Annotated in this window: 23 protein-coding genes and 1 pseudogene; 17 read left to right on the forward strand and 7 right to left on the reverse strand. The window is 62.6% G+C overall.

The genetic code is table 11. From position 1 onward, the window contains the following. Positions 1-16 precede the first annotated feature (16 nt). Entirely contained in the window at positions 17-472 is a 456-nt protein-coding gene (locus tag ACMC5O_RS04525; protein ID WP_426693330.1) for a hypothetical protein, read from the forward strand. Here ACMC5O_RS04525 and ACMC5O_RS04530 read toward each other — a convergent pair. Beyond that, positions 469-2376 carry a winged helix-turn-helix domain-containing protein gene (locus ACMC5O_RS04530; RefSeq protein ID WP_426693331.1) on the reverse strand — a complete coding sequence of 636 codons (1908 nt, stop codon included), beginning with the start codon at positions 2374-2376 and terminating at the stop codon, positions 469-471. The genes ACMC5O_RS04525 and ACMC5O_RS04530 overlap by 4 nt on opposite strands. A gap of 227 nt (positions 2377-2603) precedes the next feature. Here ACMC5O_RS04530 and ACMC5O_RS04535 point away from each other — a divergent pair, with 227 nt between their 5' ends. From ACMC5O_RS04535 to rimM, 4 genes and pseudogenes are all read left to right on the forward strand, one after another. After that, positions 2604-3104: a cupin domain-containing protein gene (locus tag ACMC5O_RS04535; RefSeq protein ID WP_187709731.1), complete on the forward strand. Its 501-nt coding sequence runs from the start codon at positions 2604-2606 to the stop codon at positions 3102-3104. A 219-nt stretch (positions 3105-3323) separates the two neighbouring features. Beyond that, a complete protein-coding gene (gene ffh / locus ACMC5O_RS04540; protein ID WP_426693332.1) occupies positions 3324-4802 on the forward strand; it encodes a signal recognition particle protein in 1479 nt (492 codons plus the stop codon). A gap of 27 nt (positions 4803-4829) precedes the next feature. Next, positions 4830-5282, forward strand: a pseudogene (rpsP, locus tag ACMC5O_RS04545) (30S ribosomal protein S16); the annotation flags it as partial. A 267-nt stretch (positions 5283-5549) separates the two neighbouring features. Then, positions 5550-6035 carry a ribosome maturation factor RimM gene (gene rimM, locus ACMC5O_RS04550; protein ID WP_187709730.1) on the forward strand — a complete coding sequence of 162 codons (486 nt, stop codon included), beginning with the start codon at positions 5550-5552 and terminating at the stop codon, positions 6033-6035. Here the strand turns inward: rimM and ACMC5O_RS04555 are convergent. Next, the gene (locus ACMC5O_RS04555; RefSeq protein ID WP_187709729.1) at positions 6027-6941 is read right to left on the reverse strand and encodes an NAD(P)/FAD-dependent oxidoreductase; all 915 of its coding nucleotides are present in this window, start codon (positions 6939-6941) and stop codon (positions 6027-6029) included. The two genes, rimM and ACMC5O_RS04555, sit on opposite strands and share 9 nt — an antisense overlap. 49 nt (positions 6942-6990) lie before the next feature. On the opposite strand from ACMC5O_RS04555, the gene trmD reads away from it, so the two are divergent. Together trmD and rplS are read left to right on the forward strand one after the other, a co-directional pair. Next, positions 6991-7728, forward strand: a complete 738-nt coding sequence (gene trmD, locus ACMC5O_RS04560) for a tRNA (guanosine(37)-N1)-methyltransferase TrmD (protein WP_426693333.1) — start codon at positions 6991-6993, stop codon at positions 7726-7728. Next, positions 7725-8126 carry a 50S ribosomal protein L19 gene (gene rplS / locus ACMC5O_RS04565; protein ID WP_187709728.1) on the forward strand — a complete coding sequence of 134 codons (402 nt, stop codon included), beginning with the start codon at positions 7725-7727 and terminating at the stop codon, positions 8124-8126. The genes trmD and rplS overlap by 4 nt, the downstream gene beginning before the upstream one ends. A gap of 3 nt (positions 8127-8129) precedes the next feature. Here rplS and ACMC5O_RS04570 read toward each other — a convergent pair whose 3' ends face one another. Beyond that, on the reverse strand, positions 8130-8945 hold the full coding sequence (locus tag ACMC5O_RS04570) for a DUF2189 domain-containing protein (RefSeq protein WP_222949951.1): 816 nt from the start codon (positions 8943-8945) through the stop codon (positions 8130-8132). Positions 8946-9113: 168 nt separating this feature from the next. Between ACMC5O_RS04570 and ACMC5O_RS04575 the strand changes: the two genes are divergently transcribed. After that, on the forward strand, positions 9114-10142 hold the full coding sequence (locus tag ACMC5O_RS04575; RefSeq protein WP_187709727.1) for an aspartate-semialdehyde dehydrogenase: 1029 nt from the start codon (positions 9114-9116) through the stop codon (positions 10140-10142). A gap of 35 nt (positions 10143-10177) precedes the next feature. Further along, entirely contained in the window at positions 10178-10648 is a 471-nt protein-coding gene (locus ACMC5O_RS04580) for a YybH family protein (RefSeq protein ID WP_187709726.1), read from the forward strand. 3 nt (positions 10649-10651) lie between these two features. Here the strand turns inward: ACMC5O_RS04580 and ACMC5O_RS04585 are convergent, their stop codons facing one another. Beyond that, on the reverse strand, positions 10652-11314 hold the full coding sequence (locus tag ACMC5O_RS04585) for a Fe2+-dependent dioxygenase (RefSeq protein ID WP_187709725.1): 663 nt from the start codon (positions 11312-11314) through the stop codon (positions 10652-10654). Continuing rightward, positions 11315-12319, reverse strand: coding sequence for a hypothetical protein (locus ACMC5O_RS04590; RefSeq protein ID WP_426693334.1), 1005 nt, complete (start codon positions 12317-12319; stop codon positions 11315-11317). It abuts the gene before it with no gap. A gap of 46 nt (positions 12320-12365) precedes the next feature. Here ACMC5O_RS04590 and ACMC5O_RS04595 point away from each other — a divergent pair, with 46 nt between their 5' ends. The 3 genes from ACMC5O_RS04595 to ACMC5O_RS04605 all read left to right on the forward strand — a co-directional run bounded on the left by ACMC5O_RS04595 (position 12366) and on the right by ACMC5O_RS04605 (position 15543). Further along, entirely contained in the window at positions 12366-12812 is a 447-nt protein-coding gene (locus tag ACMC5O_RS04595) for a GFA family protein (RefSeq protein ID WP_187709722.1), read from the forward strand. Further along, a complete protein-coding gene (locus ACMC5O_RS04600) occupies positions 12809-13573 on the forward strand; it encodes an alpha/beta fold hydrolase (RefSeq protein ID WP_187709721.1) in 765 nt (254 codons plus the stop codon). The genes ACMC5O_RS04595 and ACMC5O_RS04600 overlap by 4 nt, the downstream gene beginning before the upstream one ends. Positions 13574-13662: 89 nt before the next feature. Continuing rightward, a complete protein-coding gene (locus ACMC5O_RS04605) occupies positions 13663-15543 on the forward strand; it encodes a M2 family metallopeptidase (protein ID WP_187709720.1) in 1881 nt (626 codons plus the stop codon). Between the two features lie 54 nt (positions 15544-15597). Here ACMC5O_RS04605 and ACMC5O_RS04610 read toward each other — a convergent pair whose 3' ends face one another. Continuing rightward, the gene (locus ACMC5O_RS04610) at positions 15598-16002 is read right to left on the reverse strand and encodes a hypothetical protein (protein ID WP_187709719.1); all 405 of its coding nucleotides are present in this window, start codon (positions 16000-16002) and stop codon (positions 15598-15600) included. Positions 16003-16103: 101 nt separating this feature from the next. Beyond that, positions 16104-16583: a peroxiredoxin gene (locus ACMC5O_RS04615; protein ID WP_187709718.1), complete on the reverse strand. Its 480-nt coding sequence runs from the start codon at positions 16581-16583 to the stop codon at positions 16104-16106. Between the two features lie 99 nt (positions 16584-16682). Here ACMC5O_RS04615 and ACMC5O_RS04620 point away from each other — a divergent pair, with 99 nt between their 5' ends. From ACMC5O_RS04620 to ACMC5O_RS04640, 5 genes are all read left to right on the forward strand, one after another. Further along, positions 16683-17255 carry a YqgE/AlgH family protein gene (locus ACMC5O_RS04620; RefSeq protein ID WP_187709717.1) on the forward strand — a complete coding sequence of 191 codons (573 nt, stop codon included), beginning with the start codon at positions 16683-16685 and terminating at the stop codon, positions 17253-17255. Between the two features lie 113 nt (positions 17256-17368). After that, on the forward strand, positions 17369-18781 hold the full coding sequence (ahcY, locus tag ACMC5O_RS04625) for an adenosylhomocysteinase (RefSeq protein WP_187709716.1): 1413 nt from the start codon (positions 17369-17371) through the stop codon (positions 18779-18781). A 109-nt stretch (positions 18782-18890) separates the two neighbouring features. Further along, a complete protein-coding gene (locus ACMC5O_RS04630; protein ID WP_426693335.1) occupies positions 18891-20786 on the forward strand; it encodes a sulfotransferase in 1896 nt (631 codons plus the stop codon). A gap of 73 nt (positions 20787-20859) precedes the next feature. Beyond that, the gene (locus ACMC5O_RS04635) at positions 20860-21981 is read left to right on the forward strand and encodes a TIGR03032 family protein (RefSeq protein ID WP_187709713.1); all 1122 of its coding nucleotides are present in this window, start codon (positions 20860-20862) and stop codon (positions 21979-21981) included. Positions 21982-22167: 186 nt separating this feature from the next. Continuing rightward, complete coding sequence (locus ACMC5O_RS04640; protein ID WP_187709712.1) at positions 22168-25263, forward strand: TonB-dependent receptor domain-containing protein; 3096 nt, start codon at positions 22168-22170, stop codon at positions 25261-25263. Positions 25264-25274: the final 11 nt, after the last annotated feature.

The following is a 25274-nucleotide window of genomic DNA, read 5'->3' on the forward strand; positions in this document are numbered from 1 at the left end:
CCGCGAGTAGAGACAAATGCAAAGAGCCGCCAACGATGTGATGCAGTCGATCGTCTTTTCGGCCGTGCTCGATGCTGTCGCCGCGCTGAAATCGGCCTCCGGCGGCCTTCCCAACCAGCTATTGCGCGACGTCCAGGCAATTCATCCGAACGTGACATTCGCCGACCTGCCGAAGGCGCTTCAGGACGCCATCGTGAACAGCACGCGCTCTGCGTTCACGCAGCTCCTGAAAGAAGGCTATGCGGTCGGACCGCGCCAGCAGATGCAGGCGCAGCGACCGATGGATCGCGTTCCGGAGCGGGATCGCAGGGTGCCCAATGATCGTCGCACGGTCCGCCATGGCCAGGGGAGGCGCGGTCCGCCACGACCGGAGGGGGATGGGCCGAGCAAGGGCCCGCGCGGTCCCGGTGGGCCGGGTGGCGGTCCATCGCGTCCACGCAAGCCGCCGAAAGGGAAACCGCGGCTGTCTTAAGACCGCCGACCGAACTTTATCAGTGTGCTGCAGATCGGCTCGGGGCGCTTTCTGCAGAAATCGGGAAGCCGATCGGCTCGCCAATAGCGGATTGCTCCAGTCCTCTCTGCGAAAACCAGGAACTTGGGGTCTAATCTTAGCCATGCGGCCGTCGGAGCGGAAAGCATAGGCTCTAGGCCTCCCGAAGGATCGTCGAGCCAAATTGCTTCGTCTTCTTTTGGCGTGGCTCCGACGACGCGCGGGAAGAGATGGTCAGCCACCTGAAGCGCGCTGTCGTGATCATTGAGACGATGCAGGGCTGTCAGGCAGTAGTTCCTAGCGAGGAAGTCGGCCTTGGGGTCCAGGCAGACTGCTCTCAGGCGGACCAGATCACGCGCGTTGAACGCGGACAACATAGCCGCAATCTGGGATCGCGCCCGGTCCAATACGCCCGACGGCAATTGCCCAATCGCTTTCGCCGCGCCGTCGAAATCGCCGGTGAGTGCGTAAGCAAAGAGACGATCCCAGTGGAGACCCGGATGCTTGGGCCACCACCGAACTGCCTGCGCGAACAGTTGCTCCGCTTCTTCCTTTTCCCCGAGCAGGATCGAAGTGCGTATGACCCGCCGTAGCTTGTGGGGATGGAAGGGATCCCCGGCCAGTCCGGTCCGAGCGAACTGGGACAATTCCTCGAACCTTCCGACTTTGTACAAGAGTGAGCTCAGGAAGACCGGCGTGAATGGCGCATCCGGATCGGCCTCCATGCCCGCGCGAAGGCGATCCTCGCACTCGCGGGAATAGGTCGACGGGTGGAGGAGGCACCACGGTGCGTAGGTGTCGCCGAAATCGGGCGCCATCCGAAGCGCCTTATCGGCGGCAACTCGGGCCTTCTGGACGGCTTCTTGTCGCTCCGCCTTTGGCAGAGAACTGAGGGCGAAGGCCGTGTCGTATGCGACGCCGAGCTGGGCCAGCAACCAGTCCGGATGGCTGGCGCCGATCCGGTTGGAAATCTTATAGCTGATCAGGGGATCGTCATCGGTCACCGTCACGGCAATGGTCTTCAGCTTCTCGGCGGCGAGCTCGGGAGATCTGGAGTGGCTCCTGTCGAGGACCATCAATGCGAGAACGCCCGTCAGATTGCTGGTGATCTGGGCCCCGATCTGTTCCGGCAGGGGTCCGGCGTCTGCGACAGGGGCCTCATAAAGCTGTGAAAACAGCAACGTGCCGGTTCGTCGGTCCCGGAGCTGCATCAGGGCAGAATACGTATTTCCGTTGCGTCTTACGTCTCCGGACAGGACGAGGTCGGCCTTTGCTTCATCCTTTGAGGTAGCCGGCCATGCGAGTTTGCCGTGAAAGCTAGCCGCGACCATCATGTGCGAGAGGGCGTCGCCGGTCGCTGCTGCAAGTTCGCGAGTGCCGGGGTCTCCGCTGGAGGTCAGAGGCTTCAGAGCCACCAGGGGCGGCCTTGAATCTGGGCCGCCCAGCAATCGAGGAGCAAGCCAGAACCCGACCGCGATGGCGATCAGCAAAGCGGCGAAGAGCGTCCAACGCAGTGGGTGCCTTGCCGACGAGCCTTTCGCTCCTTCCTCGAGCAAGCGATAACCGGCCTTTGGCACCGTCTCGATCGAAAAGCCGCCAACTCGTTCTGCGAAATCGCGCAAGATGGAGATCGAGCGGTTGATGACGTCCTCGCCGACGATCCGCCCTCCCCAGCAGGAATCGATCAAAGTCGAGCGGGTCACGACATCACCGGTCTGACGGACGAGCGCTATCAGGACCTTCAGGTGTTGGGGCTGGATCCGCTCACGCCCGCCGGGAAATTCTGCCTCGCGGGAGAGGGGGTCGACGGTCGCGTTGCCGACGCGGAAAGGGCGTTCGGCCTCAAGGTCTACAGCAATGGTTCGCCAGGCGGCCGGACGATCCATGAAACGCCCCCTCTAGCCGCAGATTAGCAAAAATCAGGAATAAATCAGCTTTCCTCCATCGTCTGTCCCGGTCCGGCGCAGCAAGACTGCAAGGTCTGGCGTCGTCTAGGCGCCTCAAACCGGAGGGATCGCTTTGCCCCGTGAAGGCCGGGTGCTGGGGGAGTTCAGCAGCATCCTTGATCACCAAATCCGATTGAAATCGGCCACATCAAGTATGGAGAAAGCAAATGAACCGCATCCTTCGTTTCATACCGGTTTCCGCGATGCTGATTGCATCCTCGATCGTCTCCGCACCGGCATCGGCGACGCCGGGATCGGGCTTCGCGCCTTCTCCCATCGTCAATGGGACTTTCGGCACGCTCACCGTCAACACTTCGAATGACAAGACCGACAAATGGGGGATGATCCTCAAGACGCTATCCAGCACCGACATCGGTGCGGATCGCTTGACCGTCCAGTCCGGAGGCTACAGCGGCTGGCATGCCCATCCGGCTCCTGTCTTCGTTACCGTCACGCAGGGGAGCATCATCTGGTACAACGGATCCGATCCGCTCTGCACGGGTACTCCGCACAGCGCAGGTGATTCCTTCATCGAAGACGCTTACGTCACTCACAACATCACAAGCGCAAGCGGCGCGGAGTTCGTAGCGGTCGTCATCAAGCCGTCGGGATTCCCGGGCCCGGCATTCCGGTTGAATCGGGACAAGCCCAATAACTGTAACTTTTAAGGTCCCGCCGCAGGGGCGGCCGGCGGCGGAGGCCTTGGGGGGCTTCTGCCGCTGGCGATTTCTTGACCGGGTGAGCGCTTTCGACTAACTGCCCCCGGTCTTTTAGACACAACATCGATGATCGCGCCCGAGGGTGCACGCCGGCCAACGAGGTTTCGTTCGCCGGCGCATTTTCGTTTTGCGTCCCTACTGGGGGCAGACATCGATTGGGAGACGTGAATGTTCGATAGTCTGAGCGATCGGCTCGGCAGCGTTTTTGACAGGCTTCGTGGACGCGGTGCGCTCACGGAGGCCGACGTGCGCGCAGCAATGCGCGAGGTTCGCGTTGCGCTGCTTGAGGCGGACGTCGCGCTGCCGGTAGCCCGCGACTTTGTAGACAAGGTCACCGAGCGCGCGGTCGGACAGGAAGTCATCCGCTCGGTCACGCCGGGCCAGATGGTCGTCAAGATCGTGAACGATGCGCTGATCGAAACGCTTGGTTCCGAGACTGCCGAACTGAACCTCGACGTGAACCCGCCGGCGATCATCATGATGGTCGGCCTCCAGGGCTCCGGTAAGACAACCACGACCGCCAAGCTCGCCAAGCGCCTGTCGGAGCGTGATCGCAAGCGCGTTCTGATGGCGTCGCTCGACGTCGCCCGCCCGGCCGCGCAGGAGCAGCTTGCGGTGCTGGGACGCCAGACCAACGTCGACACGCTTCCGATCGTCGTCGGCCAGCAGCCGGTCGATATTGCCAAGCGCGCGATCCAGGCCGCCAAGCTGCAGGCCTATGACGTGGTCCTGCTCGACACTGCGGGCCGTCTCCACGTCGATGACGCGCTGATGGGCGAGATGAAAGCCGTCGCGCAGGCATCGAGTCCGACCGAGACACTTCTCGTCGTCGACAGCCTGACCGGCCAGGACGCCGTCAACGTTGCCAAGGGCTTCGCAGGCGAAGTCGACCTCACCGGCGTGATCCTGACCCGATTGGACGGCGATGCACGTGGCGGCGCCGCGCTGTCGATGCGTGCAGTCACGGGCAAGCCGATCAAGTTCGCCGGTGTCGGCGAAGCGCTTGATAAGCTCGAGGCCTTTCACCCGGACCGCGTTGCCGGCCGGATCCTCGGTATGGGCGACGTTGTCAGCCTGGTTGAGCGAGCAGCTGAAACCATCGAGATGGAGGATGCGGAAAAGCTCGCGGCCAAGATGGCGAAGGGCAAGTTCGATCTCGACGATCTCTGGTCCCAGCTCAAGCAGATGCAGCGCATGGGCGGCCTAGGCGCGCTCGCGGGCATGATGCCCGGCCTCAAGGGCATGAAGGGCGCGATGGACAAGGCGCAGGATTCGAAGGCGCTGGTCCACATGGAGGCGATGCTGTCCTCGATGACCGCAAAGGAGCGGGCGAAGCCGGAAGTCGTGAACGCCAAGCGCAAGATCCGCATCGCCAAGGGCAGCGGAACGACCGTTCAGGATGTGAACAAGCTGCTGAAAATGCACCAGGAAATGTCCACGGTGATGAAGCGGCTGAAGAAGATGGGCGGGCTGGGCAAGCTTGCGGCGATGTTCGGCGGCGGCGGGGGCCTTGGTGGTCTCGGCGGCGCGGGCGGTGCCGGTGGATTGCCCGGATTAGGCGGAGGCGGAAGCCCGGCTTTGCCAGGTCTCGGCGGCGGTCAGCCGTTCAACCTGCCCCCAGGTTTCGACAAGTTTAGCAAGAAATAATAGAGACTTAGAAGAAGGATCGAAGAAATGGCAGTAGCAATTCGTCTAGCCCGCGGTGGGTCCAAGAAGCGCCCCTATTATCGGATCGTCGTTGCCGACAGTCGCAATGCCCGCGATGGCCGCTTCATCGAGAAGGTCGGCACCTACAACCCGCTGCTGGCGAAGGATTCGCCGGAGCGCGTGAAGCTCGACGGCGAGCGTATCACGCACTGGCTGTCGGTTGGCGCCAAGCCGTCGGACCGCGTCCTGCGTTTCCTCGATGCCGCCGGCATCAAGGAGCGTCCTGCCCGCAACAACCCGAAGAAGGCCGAGCCGGGCGAGAAGGCCAAGGAGCGCGTCGAAGAGCGTGCGAAGCGCGCTGCGGACGCTGAAGCCGCTGCTGCCGAGGCCGCTGCTGCTCCGGCGGAAGAGGCTGTGACCGAGGAAACTCCGGTTGAAGCGCCTGCTGAGGAAGTTGTGGCTGAAGAGGCAGCCGCCGAAGCTCCGGTCGCTGAAGAAGCCGAAGCACCGGCGGAGGAAGTTCCGGCGGAAGCCGAAGCCGCCGCTGAAGAAGCTCCGGTTGCTGAAGAAGCTGCTGCTGAGCCGGCCGAAGGCGCTGCCGAAGACGCTCCAGCTGAGGGCGCCGAGACTTCGGAACAGCCGACTGCCGAGGCAGAAGGCGTTTCGGCTGAGGAGCCGGCCGAGGGTTCGACCGAGGATGCTCCTGCCGAGGGCGCCGAGAAGGCCGAGCAGGCCTAGCCCGATCCAATGACCGACAAGCGCGTCGCACTCGCCGCTGTGGCCGGCGCGCATGGCGTGAAGGGCGAGGTTCGGCTGAAGCTGTTTTCGGATAGCGCAGCCAGCCTCGCCCGGCATGAAGAGGTCTACGTGGGCGGTGCCATGCGCCGCCTTCTTTTTGCCCGCGATGGTGGCAAGACCGCGATCGCGCGCTTTGAGGGCATTGGCGATCGGTCGTCAGCCGAAGCCCTTCGCGGGTCTCTCGTCGAGGTCGATCGCTCGGCACTCCCACCGCTCGAAGAGGGCGAGTACTACCATTCGGACCTGGTCGGGCTCGCTTGCGTCGACCGCGAGGGTCAATCAGTTGGCACCGTCGTTGCGGTTGAGAACTTCGGCGCGGGTGACCTGCTCGAAGTCGAGCTGCCCGATGGAAAGCGCTCATTGATCCCGTTCCGCGACGGCATTGCGGATCTCGATGAAGGCCGCGTCGTCCTCGATCCCCAGTTCCTAGCGTAGGATTGGTCGGTCTTTCGCCAGGTCGTTGCGGATTGTTGTCGCTGCGACGCCGCCTTCACCCATCGCATGGCTGATCTGGTCCAGGCCGATTACCACGTCTCCCGCGGCGTAAAGACCTGGAACGCTGGTTCGTTGGCGGGTATCGACGCCAATGCATCCCTGTTCGTTGAGACGCGCTCCGACCTGTTCGGCAAGCTGGTTATGCGTGTCGCTCCCAAGGGCCGGATAAACACTGTCGAACGTGAAATGCCCTTCGGCCGTATCTACGACGATGCACTTGTCCGAAATGGCAACGGCCTGTGCGGGCCCGTCGATGCAGTGGATCCCGGCCGCTTTCAACTTCTCCTGGTCTTCCGGCGTCAGGCTGAGCGCCTTGTCTGGAGCGATCAGGGTTACAGCCGGCGTGAAGCTCCGGAGGAAGACCGCCTCCGCGACGCCACGGCTATCGCTTCCAATCACGCCGACATTTTTATCGGTTACCTCATAGCCATCGCAGATAGGGCAATAGCGAATCAGGCCTTTGGCAAGCGCTTCATCATGCAGTTCCTCGTCCATTGGCGGACGACGGTTCTTGACCCCTGTGGCCAGCAGCACGGTCTTCGTTTTCACCGAGCCTGAGCCCCAGGTCGCGCAAAAGCCTTCGTTGGTCTTGTCGAGACGGGTCACATAGTCCCGTTCGATCCGGGCGCCGTAGCGATGCGCTTGCTCTCGCATCAGCCGCACGAGCTCCTTGCCGCTGATCCCGTCCGGATAGCCGGCATGATTGTGCGTGCAGGGAATGCTCTCCGCGCGGCCCTTGCCATCGTCCACCACGAGGATGTCGAGATGGAAGCGCGCGAGATAGATCGCGGCGGTCAGCCCGGCGGGTCCTCCGCCGATGATCAGGCAGTCGAGTTGTTCGGCCATTCCCGCCCAATGGATTGCCGCAACAGCGGTTCCCGACTAGCCCGCCTGCATGGCCTTCACCGCGTCCGTTCTGACCCTCTATCCGGAGATGTTTCCGGGTCCGCTGGGCGTCAGCCTCGCAGGCAGGGCGCTGGGCGAGAGCACCTGGTCGCTCGAGACTGTTCAAATCCGTGACTTCGCCTCCGACAAGCACCGGAGTGTTGACGATACGCCAGCAGGGGGCGGGGCGGGGATGGTTCTCAAGCCGGATGTGCTGGCCGCAGCGGTGGACAGCGTGGCCGACGGCCGCCCGATCCTCGCGCTTACGCCTCGCGGGAAGCCGCTGAGCCAGGAGCGCGTTCGCGAATTGGCGTCAGGCGAGGGCGTCATTCTCCTCTGCGGCCGTTTCGAGGGATTCGATGAGCGAATCTTCGAAGCCCGCGACATCGAAGCGGTCTCGATCGGCGATTACGTCCTCTCCGGCGGAGAGCTTGGGGCGATGGTGATCCTCGATGCTTGCGTGAGACTGCTTCCCGGGGTAATGGGCGCGGCCTCCAGCGGTGAGGAGGAGAGCTTCGAAGCGGGGCTACTCGAATATCCGCACTATACCCGACCAGTAACATGGGAAGGACGCACGATCCCCGAAGTGCTGCGGTCGGGGGATCATGCGAAGATCGCCGCGTGGAGACACGCAAAAGCGGTCGAAGATACACGGCTAAGGCGGCCGGACCTGATCGAGCGCCACGGGGGCGCATCGCAGGCACCGCCCTCTGGCGCGCAGCGTGAAGATAGAGCGAGTAAGAAATGAACCTGATCGAGACTCTTGAACGTGAAGCCATTGAAGCGCTGACCGCCGACAAGAAGGTCCCCGAATTCCGCCCTGGTGATACCCTCCGCGTTGGCGTGAAGGTCATCGAAGGTGACCGCAGCCGCGTCCAGGCGTTCGAAGGCGTTTGCATCGCCCGCTCGAATAAGGGCGTCGGTTCCAGCTTCACCGTCCGGAAGATCAGCTTCGGCGAAGGCGTCGAGCGCGTTTTCCCACTCTACTCGCCGGCCATCGATTCGATCGAGGTTGTTCGTCGCGGCGCAGTCCGTCGGGCGAAGCTTTACTATCTCCGTGGCCGTCGTGGTAAGTCGGCTCGTATCGCCGAGCGCCGCGACCCTCGCCGCGAAGAGGCGAAGCAGGCCGAAAAGACCGACGCTTAAGGTTCAGTCGCGGCGCGACTTGATCGCGCTGCGATCCACCAGCTTCGTGTACAAATGCCACGTGGCGTAGCCCAGCCACGGGAGCACAGCCGCGAGTCCCACGAACAGTGGGATCGAGCCGATCACGAGCAGCGCGGCAACGGTCACGCCCCATCGGAACATCACGCCCGGGTTCGCCCGGGCGGCGCGCCATGACGTGGAAACGGCCTCGGCTGCGCTGATGTCGCAATCCACGAGCATCGGCATGGACACCACGCTGAGTCCCAGCACCAGCGCTGCGAAGCCAAGCCCGATTGCGTTTCCGATCAGGATCAGCGCCCATCCCTCGGGGGTGGTGAACACTCGCGAGAGGAATGCTCCGATCGACGGCGGCTCCCACCATCCAAAGAGGGCGACGTAGAGCCCGCTGGCGACGAAAACCCAGGCTACGAAGATCCCGAGCAGCAGAGCTCCGACGATCGCGATCTCGTCAGCTCCCGGCCGCTTCCGAACGTCGAGGAAGTGCTGCCAGTTCGAATGGAGGCCACTCTCCCTCCGGCGCGCCATTTCGTAGAAGCCGAGAGCGGCGACTGGTCCCATCAGTCCGACCCCGGCGATGATCGGGAATAGCAGCGGCAGCAGGGCGCCACCCATGACCGCTGTCGCAGCCACGACTCCGACCAGGACATAGATCAGACCGACGAAGATCAGGTCCCCTCGCATGTCCATGAAATCCGCCCAGCCTTCGCTAAGAGCGGCATCGGCGTCGGCGCTGGTGATGCGGCGGACCGGAGTCGCAGATTTGGATTTGGGCGATGCGGAAACGGTTGTTGCGGACACCGAAGACCTCCCTTCGAACAAAGGGCGCGTCTCGCGAACTGCGCGGGGCGCGTCGCTGGAACCGACTCCATTACCAAAGAATCGAAACGGATTCGACGGGCGAGGGTTGCTGCCCCTTGGTAAAGCGGACCGACAACACTAGGTGCGTGCCCGCAACGGAGGATTGAAATGGGCTATCGGGTCGCAGTTGTCGGAGCGACGGGCAATGTCGGGCGGGAGATGCTGAACATCCTCGCCGAGCGGCAATTCCCGCTGGATGAGGTCGCGGCCGTCGCATCTGCGCGCTCGACGGGCGACATCATCGACTTCGGCGACAGCGGGCAGGAGCTCAAGGTCAAGAATCTCGAGCATTTCGATTTCAGCGGCTGGGACATCGCTTTGTTTGCGGCCGGCTCGGAAGTCAGCAAGGTCCACGCACTGCGTGCCGCTCAGGCTGGTTGCACGGTCATCGACAACAGCTCGCTGTTCCGGATGGACCCGGACGTTCCGCTGATCGTGCCGGAGGTGAATGCCGAAGCGATTTCCGGCTACACCCGCAAGAATATCATCGCGAACCCCAACTGTTCGACCGCTCAGCTTGTGGTCGCTCTCAAGCCGCTTCACGACGCCGCGAAGATCAAGCGTGTCGTGGTCGCGACCTATCAGTCGGTCTCTGGTGCCGGCAAAGAGGGCATGGACGAGCTATTCGAGCAGTCGCGCAACATCTTTGTCGGCGACGCGAACGAGCCGAGGAAGTTCACCAAGCAGATCGCCTTCAACGTTATCCCGCACATCGACAGCTTCCTGGACGACGGCTCGACCAAGGAAGAATGGAAGATGGTGGTCGAGACCAAGAAGATTCTCGACCCCTCGATCAAGCTGACCGCGACCTGTGTGCGCGTTCCTGTCTTTGTCGGTCACAGCGAAGCGGTGAACATCGAGTTCGAGAACGAGATTTCTGCCGAAGAGGCGCGTGACATCCTGCGCGAAGCACCGGGGGTGATGGTCGTCGATAAGCGCGAGGACGGCGGCTACGTCACGCCGGTCGAAGCGGTCGGTGAATATGCGACCTATGTCTCCCGAATCCGCGAGGATTCGACAGTCGAGAACGGGCTCAGCCTGTGGGTGGTCAGTGACAATCTCCGCAAGGGCGCGGCGCTGAACGCCGTGCAGATCGCCGAGCTTCTCGGCCGCAAGCATTTGCAGAAGGCCGCCTAACCCAATAGCCTCGCTTCCTTTACGGGGAGGTAGCGATGCGCGTCTTCGTTCTATGCCTTGGCATTCTCGCCATTGCCGCCTGCAAGCAGGCGCCGGCCGGGCATGCGGCGGTGACCAAGGCGGAGGCGGCAACGATCGCCGAGCAGGCCGAAGCGAATTTCACAACCGGCAAGGTCGACGATGTCATGCGGCAATATGCCGAAGGCGCCGTCCTGTTCGACGCCGGGCATCCCACCTTGAGCACCGACAGGAAAGTCCAAACCGGCTGGGCGCGGGACTTTGTCAGCATGAAGCCCGCGGACTATCACGTCCCTGACCGGCAAATTCAGTTGCTCGGTCCCGATGCGTTCATAAGTTCGGGTACCGAAGTCTTCACCATCGAGTCCGGAACCACTCGACCGACGCTTAGCGCTCGGTTCACCGACGTATTTCAGCGCCAGCCAGACGGAAGTTGGAAAATCGTCCACGAGCACGTCTCGCTGCCGCCGGCGTCGCAAGGCAATTAGGCCCTAGGGCTGGTCGCCCCAGTAGCGAAGCAGGTTCGCCTGTATTAGCTGCATCCGGCTGAAGTTCTCCGGATCCATCTTCAGGCCCTCGAGTGCCGCGACTTCGTTCAGCTCGAACAGCATGTGCCGCTGGAAGGGATCTTTCACTCGGCTCTGAATGAAGGTGATCGCCACGAGCCTCTCTCCCTGCGTGACCGGCTCGACCTCGTGGAGCGTGTCCGACGGGTAGACGATTGCCTGGCCGGGCTTCAGCTTGAACCGCATGCTCCCGTCCGACAGCCGGACGTGGAGCGCGCCGCCCTCATAATCCCCGGGCTCGTTGAGGAAGATCGTGCAGCTGAGGTCGCTACGCACCGTCCCGTGCGGAAGTTGCAGATAGGCGGCATCGGCATGCGCGCCATAGTGCATCCCCGGCTTGTAGCGGGTCAGCAGCGGCGGAGCGATTTGCGCGGGGAATGCGAACTCGCGGAACTCGTCACTACGCATCATGGCCTGGAGGACGAGCTTCGCGCTCCGTTCGTAGGCGGCCGCCTCATGGAGCTGCTCGTTCTGCTTCGCCTTGTTGTGCGGGTTGCTGATCTTGCCGTGAACGAAGGTCGCATTGGCCGCAATCTGGCGGCATTCCGTGACTTCCTCCGGCGTCAGTATGTCCAGCACCCGATACATTCAGCTCTCCGCCTGCGCCCGGTCGAGGGCCTTCCGAAGCAAGGGCGCTGTTTCGGCCGCCGCGTCGAGCATGGCAAGCGCACTTTCGATGTCAGTACGATGGTTCCGTTCCGCCTCGGCCAGCAACTCGCGACGCAGCTCCGGGCTGTATTCGTACTCGGTGGCCTTCGAGTAGCGGCGAGTGAGCGGCCCATTGGCGATCTCGGCCAGGCGCTCGGCCGTCGCGGGGAACGCGAAGAAGCCGGCAAGCTTTCTCAGGAATCCATCCAGGTCACAGAGGACGCGGTCGAAATCGGCCCACAAGATGTTGGCTCCTTCCGCCGATTCCAGCGCGACCATTTCGCAGGCCCAAGCCGCCGCCGCGAGGTCGGCTTCGCTACGCGGAGCAGAAAGATTCACGCCTCGTGCGACCAGGCGGCCGGTACGCTGCTCCGACCGTCCGGCCAACTCCTTCCGTGAGTTCTCGCCCGCCAGGATCCCGGAGATGAAGGAGCGAGGCGTGGCGTAGAGGAATAGCGCGGGTTCTCCCTCCACCATCAACTCGCCCGCGATTTCGCTGACGAAGCTCGTCGCCTTGATTAGTGCCGCGCCATTCGGCTCGAAGGTCCGGGAGAACAGGGCCTGCAGCGTTGGGATGAACCGTGCCCGCACGTCTCGCGGGAAGAAAGTCAGGTCGCGGAGAGCGCGCGGCTCGCGAACGGACAGAATCCCGTCCAGTTCGCCAAGCAGGCGCGCGATCAGGGTCGAGCCGACATGGCTGATGTGGAAGATCCAGCGTGCGTCGCGGCGAGCATCCACTGGGACCGAGTCTGCGATATTTCCCCAAGGAAGCAGGTGCGTGACGCGGTGCTGCTGCTGGAACATCCGATCATCGAGAAAGCTCGCCGAGCGATAGTTTTCCGGCGTCATCTCGACGAACCGCACTAGCCCAGCGCGAGGGTCGACCGCCTGGCCCAGCCAGCGGGCGTCCTTCCAAATCTCTTCCGCAGGCGGTGCGCTGGACATGCCGCCCCTTAGCCGCGCAAATGGTGATGCTCCAAGGGAGGATGTTTTGCCCGACGAAATGACTGGCGGCTGCGCGTGCGGGCGGGTCCGCTACACGGTGAAGATCGCCAACGATGACGCCTATCTCTGCCATTGCCGGATGTGCCAGCGGGCGACGGGCTCGGTCTCAGTCGCATTCAAGAACGTCAAGCAGGCGGACGTCGCATGGGAGCATCAGCCCGACTGGTACGACAGCTCTCCGATCGGGAAGCGGCCCTACTGCCGCGAGTGCGGAACTTCGCTGGGCTACCAGTACAAGGAAGGCAGCGAGAACATGGACCTGACGGTCGCGAGCTTCGACGATCCGTCACGCTTCAGGCCGAGGCACCATTTCGGAGCGGAGAGCATCCAGCGCCCTTGGCTCAATACTGATGGCCTGCCGGAATACAAGAGCAGCGACTACGACGTGCTCGTCAACAAGTGGATCGAGGCCACTGGGATGATGCCGGAATGAATGATGCCGTCCTCAATCGCTGGACCACTTCCGACGGTGTTGAGCTCGCCTATTACGAGGTGGGCGAGGGCAGGCCGGTCATCCTGCTGCACGGGCTCTTCTCCAGTGCCCAGATGAACTGGATCAAGTTCGGCCATGCCGATCGCATCGCGTCCGAGGGTTTGCGAGTGATCATGCCGGACCTGCGGGCTCACGGGGAAAGCGGCAAGCCACACGACCCGGCGAAATATTCGGCGGACATCCTCGTCCGCGACCTCAAGGAACTCATTGCCCATTTGAAGCTCGAGCGCTTCGATCTCGGCGGCTTTTCGCTGGGGGCGCGGACGACCATCGATGCTGTGAGCAGCGGTGTCCAGCCGGAACGTGCGATCCTGTCCGGCACCGGCGTGAAGGTGCTGACCAACTGGGATCGTCGGAGCAGCTTCTTCCTCGAGGCGATCGACCGGTTCGACCAGGCGCGGCGCGGCGATCCGTATTGGCTCTCGATCCAGTTCATGCGCACGATGAAGGTTGATCGCGTAGCTGCGGCGCTCCTGCTCAAGGCGCTCGGCGATCATCCGAGCCCCGAACAGGCGCTTGCCGCCTTCACCATGCCGACACTCGTCGTCTGCGGAAGCGAGGACCATGATAATGGGTCCGCGCGCGAGTTCGCCTCGGCGCTTCCCAACGCTCGCTATGAGGAGATCCCGGGCACGCACATGAGTTCGGTGACCAAGCCTGATCTTGGCGAAAAGATCGCGGAGTTTCTCGCGGCCGTTTGAAGAGCAAAGTTGACCGCTTGACGAAAGGGGCTTGCCGGTTCCACTCGGCACGCCTCCGGAGACGTCCAAAATTGGGGAGAGTTGAATCCATGAAATTTGCTGCTTCCGTGTCGCTTGCGGCGCTTGCGTTGGCTGGTTGCGCCGCCAATACGTCTTCGACCTCGCCGGTCGCCGAAGTTCCGGCGACCGCCGCCGCTGCGCCGGCTCCTGCCGCCAATGCGTTGCCCTATCCGCAGACCCCTGAGGGTGCTCGCCAGTTCATTGCCGACGTCGAAAAGGACCTGTTCGACCTCAACGTGATCACCCAGCACGCCGCCTGGGTGAACAACACTTACATCAACGAGGATACGGACGCGCTAAACGCCTACTTCGGGACGATCACGACCGAGAAAGGCGTCAAATATGCGACTCAGGCAGCGCAATATTTGCAGGTGCAGGGTCTCGACGCTGACACTGCTCGCAAGCTGAATATCCTGCGCGGCGCGCTCGTTCTTGCGGCGCCTTCGACACCGGGCGCGGCCGCCGAGCTCAACGACATTTCGACCCGCCTGCAATCGACCTACGGCAAGGGCCGCGCGATGCATAAGGGCAAAGTCATCACCGGGGACGATGCGGAAGCCCTGATGGGCGAGCTTCGCAATCCCGCCGAACTGAAGGAAGTCTGGCAAAGCTGGCATGAGAATGTCGGCCGCCCGATGCGCAACGACTACACGCGCATGGTCGAGATCGCGAACCAGGGCGCGAAGGAGCTCGGTTACGCCGACACGGGCGCGATGTGGCGCTCGCAGTACGATATGTCGCCCGAGGAATTCTCGGCGATGTATGATCGCCTGTGGGCGGAGACGAAGCCGCTCTACAATCAGCTCCACTGCTACACGCGGACAAAGCTCAACCAGAAGTATGGGAACGCAGTGCAGCCCGCGACCGGCCCGATCCGTGCCGACCTGCTCGGAAACATGTGGGCCCAGGAATGGGGCAACATCTACGACGTTGTGGCGCCGAAGGGCTCGGGCGACGTCGGCTATGATATCGGTAAGCTGCTGGAGGGGCAGAAGAAGACGCCTCTCGACATGTTCAAGATCGGCGAGGGCTTCTACAGCTCGCTCGGCTTCGCGCCGCTGCCCAAGACCTTCTGGGAGCGGACGCAGTTCACCCGGCCGCGCGACCGCGAAGTGGTCTGCCACGCATCGGCTTGGGACGTCGACAACAAGGACGACCTGCGCATCAAGATGTGCACCAAGGTCAACTCGGACGACTTCGTGACCATCCACCACGAGATGGGTCACAACTATTATCAGCGCGCCTACAACCAGCAGCCGTACCTGTATCTCAACGGAGCCAATGACGGCTTCCACGAGGCGATCGGCGACTTTGTCGCGCTTTCGATCACACCCCAATATTTGGTGCAGATCGGATTGCTTGATCCAAAGAAGGTCCCCGACGAGAGCAAGGACACAGGCCTCCTTCTGCGGCAGGCAATGGACAAGGTCGCCTTCCTTCCGTTCGGCCTGCTCGTCGACAAGTGGCGCTGGGGCGTGTTCAACGGCTCGATCACGCCGGCGAACTACAACCAGGCCTGGGTCGACCTGAAGCGCGAGTATCAGGGCATCACGCCGCCGGTCGCTCGTTCGGAAGCGGACTTCGATCCGGGCGCCAAGTTCCACATTCCGGGGAACACGCCATACGCGCGTTACTTCCTCGCGCGGATCCTTCAGTTCCAGTTCTACAAGGCGGCCTGCGATATCTCGGGCTGGAAAGGCCCGCTCCACCGCTGCAGCTTCTACGGCAACAAAGAAGTCGGCCAGCGGCTGAATGCAATGCTGGCGATGGGCGCATCGAAGCCATGGCCTGATGCGCTTCAGGCATTCACCGGCAGCCGCGAAATGTCGGCAAAGCCGATGCTCGAATATTTTGCGCCCCTTCAGCGCTGGCTAGAAGAGCAGAATCGCGGGAAGCAGTGCGGCTGGTAAGCAGATAAGAGAAGGGGCGCCGCGAGGCGCCCCTTCGAATGCGTGGGCGTGGTATCAGGAGATTGCGCCCGATCCCGAACCCGTATGAGCGCCGAGCGAGGCGTTGCCGCCGCCCGTTTCGCTCATGCCGCTAGAGCTCTTGCTCCGCGTGCTTGTGCTGCGCGAGCCCGTCGAACGCGAGGACGTGCTTCCCGTCGCTGCGCCGCCCGTAGCGAACTCTTCCTCCAAGTCACCGGAACGCATGCTCTCGGTCCACTCACTGATCTGATCGCTGAGGTTACTCAGCTGCTCGCTGATCTGGTTGCGCTTCGACCAGAGGAACACACCCGCGCCGACAGACGCCGCGGCGACCGCAGCTGCTGTCATCGGTCGTTCCTTGACCGTGCTCATCCAATCGCTGCTGTACTGGTTGCGACCCGTGGGGTTGTTGTTACGGCCGCGATTGCTGGTTCTCGACATCTCCAATCTCCTCCTACTTTCGTTGTGAAAACAACGCGCTGGACCGAACAGCGTTTCGGCCCAGCGACAGGGGGAGACTGGAGAGCGACAGACGCCGAAAGTCAGAGCTGTTCGAGCAATGTCTCAGCGCTGGAAGCACGGTATTCGCCCGGAGCTTCGACGTTCAGCTGTTCGACGACGCCGTCGTTGACGAGCATCGAATAGCGCTGGCTGCGCTTGCCCATGCCGAACTTGCTGGCATCCATCGATAATCCAACTGCGTCGGCGAATGCGCCGTTCCCGTCGGCGATCATGGTGATATCGCTCGATCCGTCAGCCTTGCCCCAGGCGGACATGACGAACGGGTCGTTGACGGAGATGCAAGCGATCTCGTCGACGCCCTTGGCCTTCAGGTCGGACGCCTTGTCGACGTAGGACGGAAGGTGGCGTGCCGAGCAGGTCGGCGTGTAGGCGCCAGGCACCGCGAACAGCGCGACGCGGCGGCCGCTGAAGAATTCTCCGGTGGTGGTTTGTTCCGGGCCATCCGGGGTCGCAACGGTAAGCGTTACATCTGGCAGGCGGTCGCCGACATTGATCGTCATTTCTTGTCTCCTCGAGGCATTGCGCTTGAAGCCCCTACAGCCGCGATGGGTTCCCCCTCAAGGCTTGCCCGTTACGGCTGTGCGGCTCATTACGGATTCATGGAAGAGCCGCGTTTTCTTTCGGGCAAGCTATTGCTTGCGATGCCCGGAATGGCCGATCCGCGTTTCGAGCGGGCAGTGATTGCCGTTTGCGTCCACGACGAGAATGGTGCGGTCGGGATCGGCATCGGTCACAAGCGTGCCGGAATGCGGTTCCGCGCACTTCTGGAGCAGCTGGACATCGACGCCGGCAAGGCGCCGGACTGCGCCGTGCACCATGGAGGACCGGTAGAGCCGGGGCGGGGCTTCGTGCTTCATTCCACGGACTGGGGCGGACAGGACTCGCTCCAGGTCAACGGGCCGGATGGGGCAGTGTTCGCAATGACCGGCACGATCGATGTCCTGAAAGCGATCGCGGAGGGAAAAGGACCATCGCAATGGGTGGTCGCGCTTGGCTATGCCGGCTGGGGTGAAGGTCAGCTCGACGAGGAGATGACGCGGCATGGCTGGTTTGCGGCGGAGAGTAGCAAGAAGCTGCTCTTCGACACGCCGGCGGATGAACGCTGGGCAGCGGCCTTCAAGGCGCAAGGTGTCGACCCGAGGCTGCTCTCCAGCGAAACAGGGGTCGCCTAGCTCTCTGTTCATCATATAAAGAATTCTTTATATTTGCTTTGACGGCGCGCTGCGGCTAGAGGCGGCGCGACGCGCACCTCGCGCACCAGCATTCACAATTGGAGACTTTTGACGTGGCGACCCAGGCTGAAACGCGTTTCACCGATTATGTCGTGAAAGACCTCGGCCTCGCCGATTTCGGTCGCAAGGAGATCGAGATCGCCGAGACCGAAATGCCGGGCCTGATGGCGCTGCGCGAGGAATATGGCGCGTCGAAGCCGCTGAAAGGTTCGCGGATCACCGGCTCGCTGCACATGACGATCCAGACTGCCGTCCTGATCGAGACGCTGGCCGAGCTGGGTGCTGAAATCCGCTGGGCATCTTGCAACATCTTCTCGACCCAGGACCACGCGGCGGCAGCCATTGCGGCTCGTGGTATTCCCGTCTTCGCCGTGAAGGGTGAGACGCTCGAGGAATATTGGGACTACGTGACCCGCATCTTCGACTGGGGTCGTGACACGACCTGCAACATGATCCTCGACGATGGCGGCGACGCGACCATGTTTGCACTCTGGGGCGCGCGCGTCGAAGCCGGGGAAGAGCTGTTCACCCCGTCGAACGAGGAAGAGGAAATCTTCGCCGCGACGCTGAAGAAGTTCCTGGCCGAGCGTCCGGGCTACCTGACCAAGACCGTTCAGAACATTAAGGGCGTCTCGGAAGAGACCACGACGGGCGTTCACCGGCTTTACGACCTCGCCAAGAAGGGCAAGCTCCCGTTCCCGGCGATCAACGTCAACGACAGCGTGACAAAGTCGAAATTCGACAATTTGTACGGCTGCAAGGAGTCGCTGGTCGACGCGATCCGCCGCGGGACCGACGTCATGCTCGCCGGCAAGATCGCCTGCGTCGCCGGCTTCGGCGACGTCGGCAAGGGTTCGGCAGCTTCGCTCCGCAACGGCGGCGCACGCGTCATCGTGACCGAGGTCGATCCGATCTGCGCGCTTCAGGCTGCGATGGAAGGCTATGAAGTCGTGACGATGGAAGAGGCCGCTCCGCGCGCCGACATCTTCGTCACCGCGACCGGCAACATGGACGTCATCACCCTCGACCATATGCGGGCGATGAAGAACATGGCGATCGTTTCGAACATCGGCCACTTCGACAGCGAGATCCAGATCGGCGCGCTGGCCAACATGAAGTGGACCGAGATCAAGCCGCAGGTCGACGAGGTCGAATTTCCGGACGGCAAGAAGATCATCGTCCTGTCGAAGGGGCGCCTCGTGAACCTTGGGAACGGAACGGGCCATCCGAGCTTCGTGATGAGTTCGAGCTTCACCAACCAGGTGCTCGCGCAGATCGAGCTCTGGACGAAGAGCGACCAGTACAAGAACGACGTCTACGTTCTTCCTAAGCACCTTGACGAGAAGGTTGCCGCGCTCCACCTCGAAAAGCTCGGCGTGCACCTGACCAAGCTTTCGGACAAGCAGGCCGCTTATATCGGCGTGTCCCCGGAAGGCCCGTTCAAGCCGGAGCACTACCGCTACTAAGCCAGTATTCGGGCGAACAATTCGGGGGGGCGCTTCCAGAGATGGAGGCGCCCCTTCTGTTTGCCGACCGTGCCGGTTTGATTAGAAGGGCGGAAAGGATGAAATTCGAATGCGCCTGAAGCAGCCCTTCCTGAAACTGCCGATCCGTTTTGACGCGGACGCCCTGGCGGCAGAGGCGCGTGCTCTTCCGCCTTCGGCCTGGACTCCACACCCGACGGGCTTCGTCGGCAACGAGGCCGTTCGGCTGGTGACGCCCGCCGGCGAGGATAGCGACAATATCGAAGGGCCGATGGCGGCGACCGACAGCCTGAACCGCTGCCACTACGTCCGGCAGATCATGGCGGAGATCGGGGGTGTCTGGGGCCGCAGCCGGTTCATGGGCCTGGCGCCGGGACGGGAAGTGCCGCCGCACATCGATATCCATTATTACTGGCGCACGCACCTGCGCATTCACATTCCGGTGATCACCAATCCGGGCGTCCTGTTCACCTGTGGCGACGAGACCGTCCACATGGCGGCGGGCGAATGCTGGGTGTTCAACAGCTTCCTCCGCCATGACGTTCAGAACAAGGGCGATGCGCAGCGCATCCATCTTGTGCTCGATACGGTGGGCGGAGGAATTCTCCCTGAACTGATGAGGGCGGCAGAGAAGGGGGGCACTGAACCGCGGCTGTTGGCTCCTGGCGCTCGCTCTGGCCAAAGCTTAGTCTTCGAGCGGGTCAATTCGCCGAAGGTCATGTCACCTTGGGAGATGCGATGCCACCTCGCATTCATCCGCGAACAGGCCGGCACTGATCCGAAGATCGTGGAGTCTCTCGACAGGGTTGAATCCTTCATCGACGCCTGGGCCGCCAACTGGGCCCGCTTTGGAACCGAAGTTGAAGGGCGCGCGGTCTATGAAGGCCTGCTGAAGGACATTCGGGCGAGCCTGACGAAGCTGGAGGTCTCGTCGCTGGAAATGCCCAATGAGGTCTTCCTTGGGCGCATCCTCGAACAATTGATCTTCCAGATGGCGCTTGCCCATCCGGATAGCCGTGTCGCAAAGTCGGAGGCCCCGGTCGCTCACCCCGAGCCGGAAGAGAAGGCAACCGGAAGCGTGATCCTTTCCGGGTCGGCAAAGGCGTTTCGTCCCGCCGACAGGGAGCCGTACCGAAATCGCTTCGACCGGCCGCTCTTCGTCGTGAGCACCCCGAGATCGGGGTCGACCCTTCTCTACGAAACGTTCGTCAAGGCGCCCGGGCTTTTCGCCACTGGGGACGAGAGCCATCGCCTGATCGAGAACGTGCCCGGCCTTGCGCCACCGCAACGCGGATGGCTGTCGAACCAGCTCGTTGCGCACGATGCGACGCCCGAGCGCGCCGAACGCCTTGCCGAAGGTTTCTACCGGCAGCTCAAGGATCGCGACGGTCGCCGTCCGACAGGGCGGGTCCGGATGGTTGAGAAGACGCCGAAGAATGCTCTTCGCGTTCCGTTCTTCGACGCGATCTGGCCGGACGCCGAGTTCATCTATTTGTACCGCGATGCCCGCGAGACGCTCTACAGCATGATGGAGGCCTGGCACTCGGGCGGCTTCAGGACCTATCCTGGCCTGCCGGGCTGGCCTGACGGAACATGGTCGCTTCTGCTTGTCCCCGGCTGGCAGCAGCTCAAGCGGATGCAGATCCCGGAGATCGTTGCGCACCAATGGGCGATCACTACCGAGGTCCTGCTCGATGACCTCGAACGGCTTGGCGAAGGCCGCGTGCAGGCGATCGACTACGGAACCTTCCTTGGTTCTCCGCAGTCCGAAATGGAGCGGCTGGCAGCGGCCGTGGGACTCGGTTGGGATCGCAAGCTCGGCGACACTTTGCCGCTTTCGAAGACGACCGTTTCAAAGCCGGACCGCCAGAAATGGCGTCGGCTGGCGCATGTCATCGAAGCAGTCTGGCCGATCGTCGAGCAAGCCGATGAACGCGCCCGGCAATTCCTGGCTGACAGGCGCGTCCCGATCCGCGCGGCCGCTTAGTCACCAGCTTGGCGATTCCTTTGACGCCGGTTAGAGCGCCGGCAGCATTGCGCCCACGGAGTTTGCGCCAACCATGACATACCAAGTCACCCCGCCGGCTGCTGCCGGAGCAAGTGAAACTGCGGCTCCGCCAGCGCCTCCGCCCGAAGACACAAAGATCAGCGTATCGCGCGGACTGGCTTCCTGGCTGACTGCGAACCACACGAGCCTTGCAATCACGTCGTACCAGAGCGGCCGGCTATTCCTGGTCGGCACGATGCCGGACGGAACGGTCTCCGTGCATCAGTCGGCATTCAGCCGTGCCATGGGCGTTTGCTGGGATCGCAACGGCCTGTGGCTGGCTTCGCGGGTTCAGCTGTGGCGGCTGGAGAATATCCTGCCTGAGGGGATGACCGCGCAGGGCACCTACGATCTGTCGCTGATGCCCCGGCAGACCTTCATCACTGGTGACATCGATATCCACGAGGTGGGCGTGGACGGTGAGGGTCAGCCGGTCTTCGTAAACACAAGCTATTCATGCTTGGCGACGATCGATCCGGTGCACAGCTTCCGCCCGATCTGGAAACCGAGCTTCATTACCGAGCTCGCCAGGGAGGACCGTTGCCACATGAACGGCCTCGGCATGCTGGACGGGAAGCCGAAATACGTGACGGCGGTAAGCCAGACCGACGTCGCCGACGGTTGGCATGGCCGTCCGCTTCCGAAGGGCGTAGTCATCGACGTCGAGACTGGCCGCGTCGTCACCGACCAGCTGTCGATGCCGCACTCGCCGAGGGCGGGGCCGGACGGGAAGCTCTATGCTGTCGACAGCGGACGCGGATTTCTCGTCGAGGTCGACAAGGAGACCGGCGACCTACGCGACATCATGTTCTGCCCGGGATTCCTTCGCGGACTGGCCATCGTCAACGGCTATGCGATCGTGACCGTCTCCAAGCCCCGTTACGGCAAGTTCGAAGATATGCCGATCGCTGACGAGCTCGCGAAGCGTAACGGGACGCCCATGTGCGGGGTTCTAATCATCGAGCTTGCCACCGGGAAAGGGGTGGAGTGGCTGAAGCTTGATGGCGACGTGCACGAGCTGTTCACGGTCGAGCTGATGCCGGGCGTCAAATGCCCGATGGTCGTCGGCCCGGCGACGGAAGAATTCCCGGAGACGATTACCTTCGACGGGGAGTTCCAGACGAGCGCCGCCTAAGCGATAACCTAGCTGTGTCGGCTGTGCGACAATTCGCGTTTACCGGCTCGTACAGTCATGTTGCATTAATGCTACAACCGCCCGCGGAAATTGAGACTGGCGCGCTCTTCACTTTCTTTTCGTTACCGGTTTCGTAAGTCACCCATCGGGGAACCAATCACCACCTCCGAGGGGATCGAAATAGCCATGCGCTCACTTTCCTATGCGTTTCTGACGTCTGCGTCCTTCGCAGCGCTCGCGGTTGCGACGCCTGCGAACGCGCAGACACCGGATCCGGTCAATCCGGATCGTGACCCGTGCCAGGCACCAGCCGACCAGCGGGATCCGAAGGCAAATTGCCCGGCCGCCGACACTCCGGCGGGCGAAGCCATCCAGCAGGGCGCAGTTGCGACCCCGGCTGGTGAAGAAGGCGGCGTCGTCGTTGTCGGTTCGCGCATCCGCCGCGACCGCTTCAATACCGCTGATCCGGTCACCATCATCAACCGTCAGGCTGCGGTCGACGCAGGTTTCAACTCGACGGCTGAAGTTCTTCAGAGCGTCGGCGTCACCGGCGGCACGGGCCAGATCAACGACACGTTCGGCGGCTTCGTCGTCGAGGGTGGTCCGGGCGTCAACACGCTGTCGCTGCGCGGCCTTGGCCCGACCCGCACGCTGATCCTGCTCAACGGTCGCCGCATTGCTCCGGCCGGTACGCGCGGTCAGGTTGGCGCGGCCGACTTGAACGTCCTTCCGAACGCCATTCTCGACCGTATCGAGGTTCTGAACACCGGTGCGTCGTCGATTTACGGTTCGGACGCAGTCGCGGGCGTCGTCAATATCGTCACGCTCAGCAAGTTCAACGGCATCGCCGCGGAAGTCTCGGTTGGCGCTCCGGAAATCGGCGCCGGCACGACGCAGCGTTACGCGATCACCGCCGGTACGTCGGGCGAGCGCTTCTCGATTCTCGGATCGCTTGAGCTGTTCGACCGTAACCGCATCACGCAGGGCGACCAGCCTTGGGCCCGCTGCCCGCAGCAGCGCCGCCTGAGCCCGCTCGGCGTGAACGACTCGAACAAGTGCTGGCCGCTTGAAGAGGGTGGTGTGACGGTCAACACGATCGGCACCGGTTTCTACTTCACGAATAACCCGGCTGACCTCGCCCCGGGCTTCGAGACGGCACCTCCGGGTTACTACCTTTATTGTAACCGTTGGCGTCCGAATCCGGCCAAGGTCGGAACGACCCTGCCGGGCTTCGAGTGCGTTGGTGGCCTTCTGTACAACTACACCACTGGCGCCGGCTTCGGTACGAACCTGAACGTTCGTGACACCTTCGCGCCGTCGATGCTCCAGCAGGACATCATTTCGCCGACGCGGAACTACACCGGCTACCTGACCGGCACGTACGACACCGACTTCTTCGGCAACGGCCAGCTCTACTTCGAGCTGCTCGCAACCCGTCGTAAGTCGCAGCAGAACGGCCAGCGTCAGTTCACGCTGGACTATCCGGTCAACAGCCCGCTGCTCCTTGCTTCGAATGGCGGTCTATTCACCAGCATTCCGAGGCGCGTCAGCACGGCTTCGAACATCGGTGTTCGCGTGTTCGCCGACTACGGCATCTACGACAGCAGCCAGACCCAGGACTTCGTCAAGATGTCCGGCGGTTTCCGTGGCGACCTGCCGTTCCTGCCGACGTGGCGCTACGACCTCTACGCAGCGAAGAGCTGGCCGGACGGTACGTACAGCTTCGAGCAGATCCTTGCCGACCGTCTACAGCGCAGCCTCGACGTGGTCCCGGGTGCAACCCCCGGCACTTTCGTCTGCCGCAACACTCAGGGTGGCTGCGTTGCCGCTCCGCCAATCAGCGGCGCGATCATCGGTGGTCAGGCTCGCACGGCTGCGCCTGCGTGGTTCGACTATGTGACGGACGATGTCGTCGGCCACACGGCGTTCCGCGAATGGACTGCCAACCTCACCCTCGACGGTCCGCTGTTCCGCCTCCCGGGCGGCGACGCGCAGATGGTTGTCGGCATGGAGTACCGCAAGTCGAGCATCAACGACGTCCCGTCGGAAGACGCGCAGCGGAACAACCTGTACAACTTCTCGTCCGCTCCGATCACCCGTGGTTCGGACAGTGTCTGGGAAGCGTTCACCGAGCTTGAGTTCCCGATCCTCAAGAACGTACCGTTCGCCGAGGCTCTGACGCTCAACGCTTCGGGCCGCTACACGGATTATAAGTCGTACGGTTCGGACGAGACCTACAAGATCGGCGGTCTCTACTCGCCGACCCGCTGGCTGTCGTTCCGCGGCAGCTACGGAACGTCGTACCGCGCTCCGGCATTGTTCGAGCAGTTCCTGGGATCGACGACGGGCTTCCTGTCGGCGCAAAGCACGGATCCTTGCACCAGCTTGTTCAACGTCACCAACCCGACCATCCGGGCGAACTGTCTGGCTCAGGGGCTTCCGAACAACTTCATCAACAACGGAAGCGTCACTGTCTTCCAGCGTGGTGGTGCGGAAGCTGGTCTGTCGGCCGAGACGTCGAAGAACCTGACCTTCGGCGGGGTTCTCCAGCCGACCCTTGGTCCGGACTTCGGTAACCTCTCGCTGGCGATCGATTACTTCCGTGTCGAGATCAACGGCGGTGTGTCGCAGCTCGGTGCGGGTACCCTGACCCGTGGCTGCTACAACGGCACTCACCCGGAATACTGTCAGTTCGTGACCCGCGCGCCTTACACGGGACCGGGTACGGGAGCGCTGTCGGTCGTGCAGACCTACATCAACATCGCGACCGATATCGTGAAGGGCATTGACTTCGTGCTCCGTTACGATCGCGAGTTGGGCCCAGGTAAGCTCGACATCGGCGTCCAGGCGATCAAGATTATCGACCGCGTGAACCAGACCGACCCGGACTCGGAAGCGGTCGATTACGCCGGCTCGATCGGCAATCCGAAGTGGGCGGGCACTGCTCACATCGGTTACGATTGGGGCTCGTGGTACGCGCGCTGGGGCGTCGACTACATCAAGGGAACGGACGACCGGTTCCTCACCGAGGACTTGGGTTACGATCCGGCTGTCTACGACTTCTCGATGCCGGACTACTGGCTGCACACGGCCACGATCCGCTTTGAGCCGTCGAACCGCTACAGCCTGACGCTCGGTATTCGGAACATCTTCGACAAGAAGCCGCCGAAGATCACCGCCGAGGATCCGTTCGTGAACACGATCTCGAACGTTCCGCTGCAGTCGGGCTTCGACATGCGCGGACGTACGTTCTTCGTGAACGCGCAGGCCAAGATCTTCTAAGATCGGTCCAA

The organism is Sphingomonas sediminicola (genome assembly GCF_049991885.1).
Lineage (GTDB): Bacteria > Pseudomonadota > Alphaproteobacteria > Sphingomonadales > Sphingomonadaceae > Sphingomicrobium > Sphingomicrobium sediminicola.

What these genes read in the sequence shown, in the direction of transcription:
- ACMC5O_RS04525 (WP_426693330.1), top strand. Translation starts at nt 17, where the DNA reads ATGCAAAGAGCCGCCAACGATGTGATGCAGTCGATCGTCTTTTCGGCC.
- ACMC5O_RS04530 (WP_426693331.1), bottom strand. Translation starts at nt 2,376, where the DNA reads ATGGATCGTCCGGCCGCCTGGCGAACCATTGCTGTAGACCTTGAGGCC.
- ACMC5O_RS04535 (WP_187709731.1), top strand. Translation starts at nt 2,604, where the DNA reads ATGAACCGCATCCTTCGTTTCATACCGGTTTCCGCGATGCTGATTGCA.
- ffh (WP_426693332.1), top strand. Translation starts at nt 3,324, where the DNA reads ATGTTCGATAGTCTGAGCGATCGGCTCGGCAGCGTTTTTGACAGGCTT.
- rimM (WP_187709730.1), top strand. Translation starts at nt 5,550, where the DNA reads ATGACCGACAAGCGCGTCGCACTCGCCGCTGTGGCCGGCGCGCATGGC.
- ACMC5O_RS04555 (WP_187709729.1), bottom strand. Translation starts at nt 6,941, where the DNA reads ATGGCCGAACAACTCGACTGCCTGATCATCGGCGGAGGACCCGCCGGG.
- trmD (WP_426693333.1), top strand. Translation starts at nt 6,991, where the DNA reads ATGGCCTTCACCGCGTCCGTTCTGACCCTCTATCCGGAGATGTTTCCG.
- rplS (WP_187709728.1), top strand. Translation starts at nt 7,725, where the DNA reads ATGAACCTGATCGAGACTCTTGAACGTGAAGCCATTGAAGCGCTGACC.
- ACMC5O_RS04575 (WP_187709727.1), top strand. Translation starts at nt 9,114, where the DNA reads ATGGGCTATCGGGTCGCAGTTGTCGGAGCGACGGGCAATGTCGGGCGG.
- ACMC5O_RS04580 (WP_187709726.1), top strand. Translation starts at nt 10,178, where the DNA reads ATGCGCGTCTTCGTTCTATGCCTTGGCATTCTCGCCATTGCCGCCTGC.
- ACMC5O_RS04585 (WP_187709725.1), bottom strand. Translation starts at nt 11,314, where the DNA reads ATGTATCGGGTGCTGGACATACTGACGCCGGAGGAAGTCACGGAATGC.
- ACMC5O_RS04590 (WP_426693334.1), bottom strand. Translation starts at nt 12,319, where the DNA reads ATGTCCAGCGCACCGCCTGCGGAAGAGATTTGGAAGGACGCCCGCTGG.
- ACMC5O_RS04600 (WP_187709721.1), top strand. Translation starts at nt 12,809, where the DNA reads ATGAATGATGCCGTCCTCAATCGCTGGACCACTTCCGACGGTGTTGAG.
- ACMC5O_RS04605 (WP_187709720.1), top strand. Translation starts at nt 13,663, where the DNA reads ATGAAATTTGCTGCTTCCGTGTCGCTTGCGGCGCTTGCGTTGGCTGGT.
- ACMC5O_RS04610 (WP_187709719.1), bottom strand. Translation starts at nt 16,002, where the DNA reads ATGTCGAGAACCAGCAATCGCGGCCGTAACAACAACCCCACGGGTCGC.
- ACMC5O_RS04615 (WP_187709718.1), bottom strand. Translation starts at nt 16,583, where the DNA reads ATGACGATCAATGTCGGCGACCGCCTGCCAGATGTAACGCTTACCGTT.
- ACMC5O_RS04620 (WP_187709717.1), top strand. Translation starts at nt 16,683, where the DNA reads ATGGAAGAGCCGCGTTTTCTTTCGGGCAAGCTATTGCTTGCGATGCCC.
- ACMC5O_RS04630 (WP_426693335.1), top strand. Translation starts at nt 18,891, where the DNA reads ATGCGCCTGAAGCAGCCCTTCCTGAAACTGCCGATCCGTTTTGACGCG.
- ACMC5O_RS04635 (WP_187709713.1), top strand. Translation starts at nt 20,860, where the DNA reads ATGACATACCAAGTCACCCCGCCGGCTGCTGCCGGAGCAAGTGAAACT.
- ACMC5O_RS04640 (WP_187709712.1), top strand. Translation starts at nt 22,168, where the DNA reads ATGCGCTCACTTTCCTATGCGTTTCTGACGTCTGCGTCCTTCGCAGCG.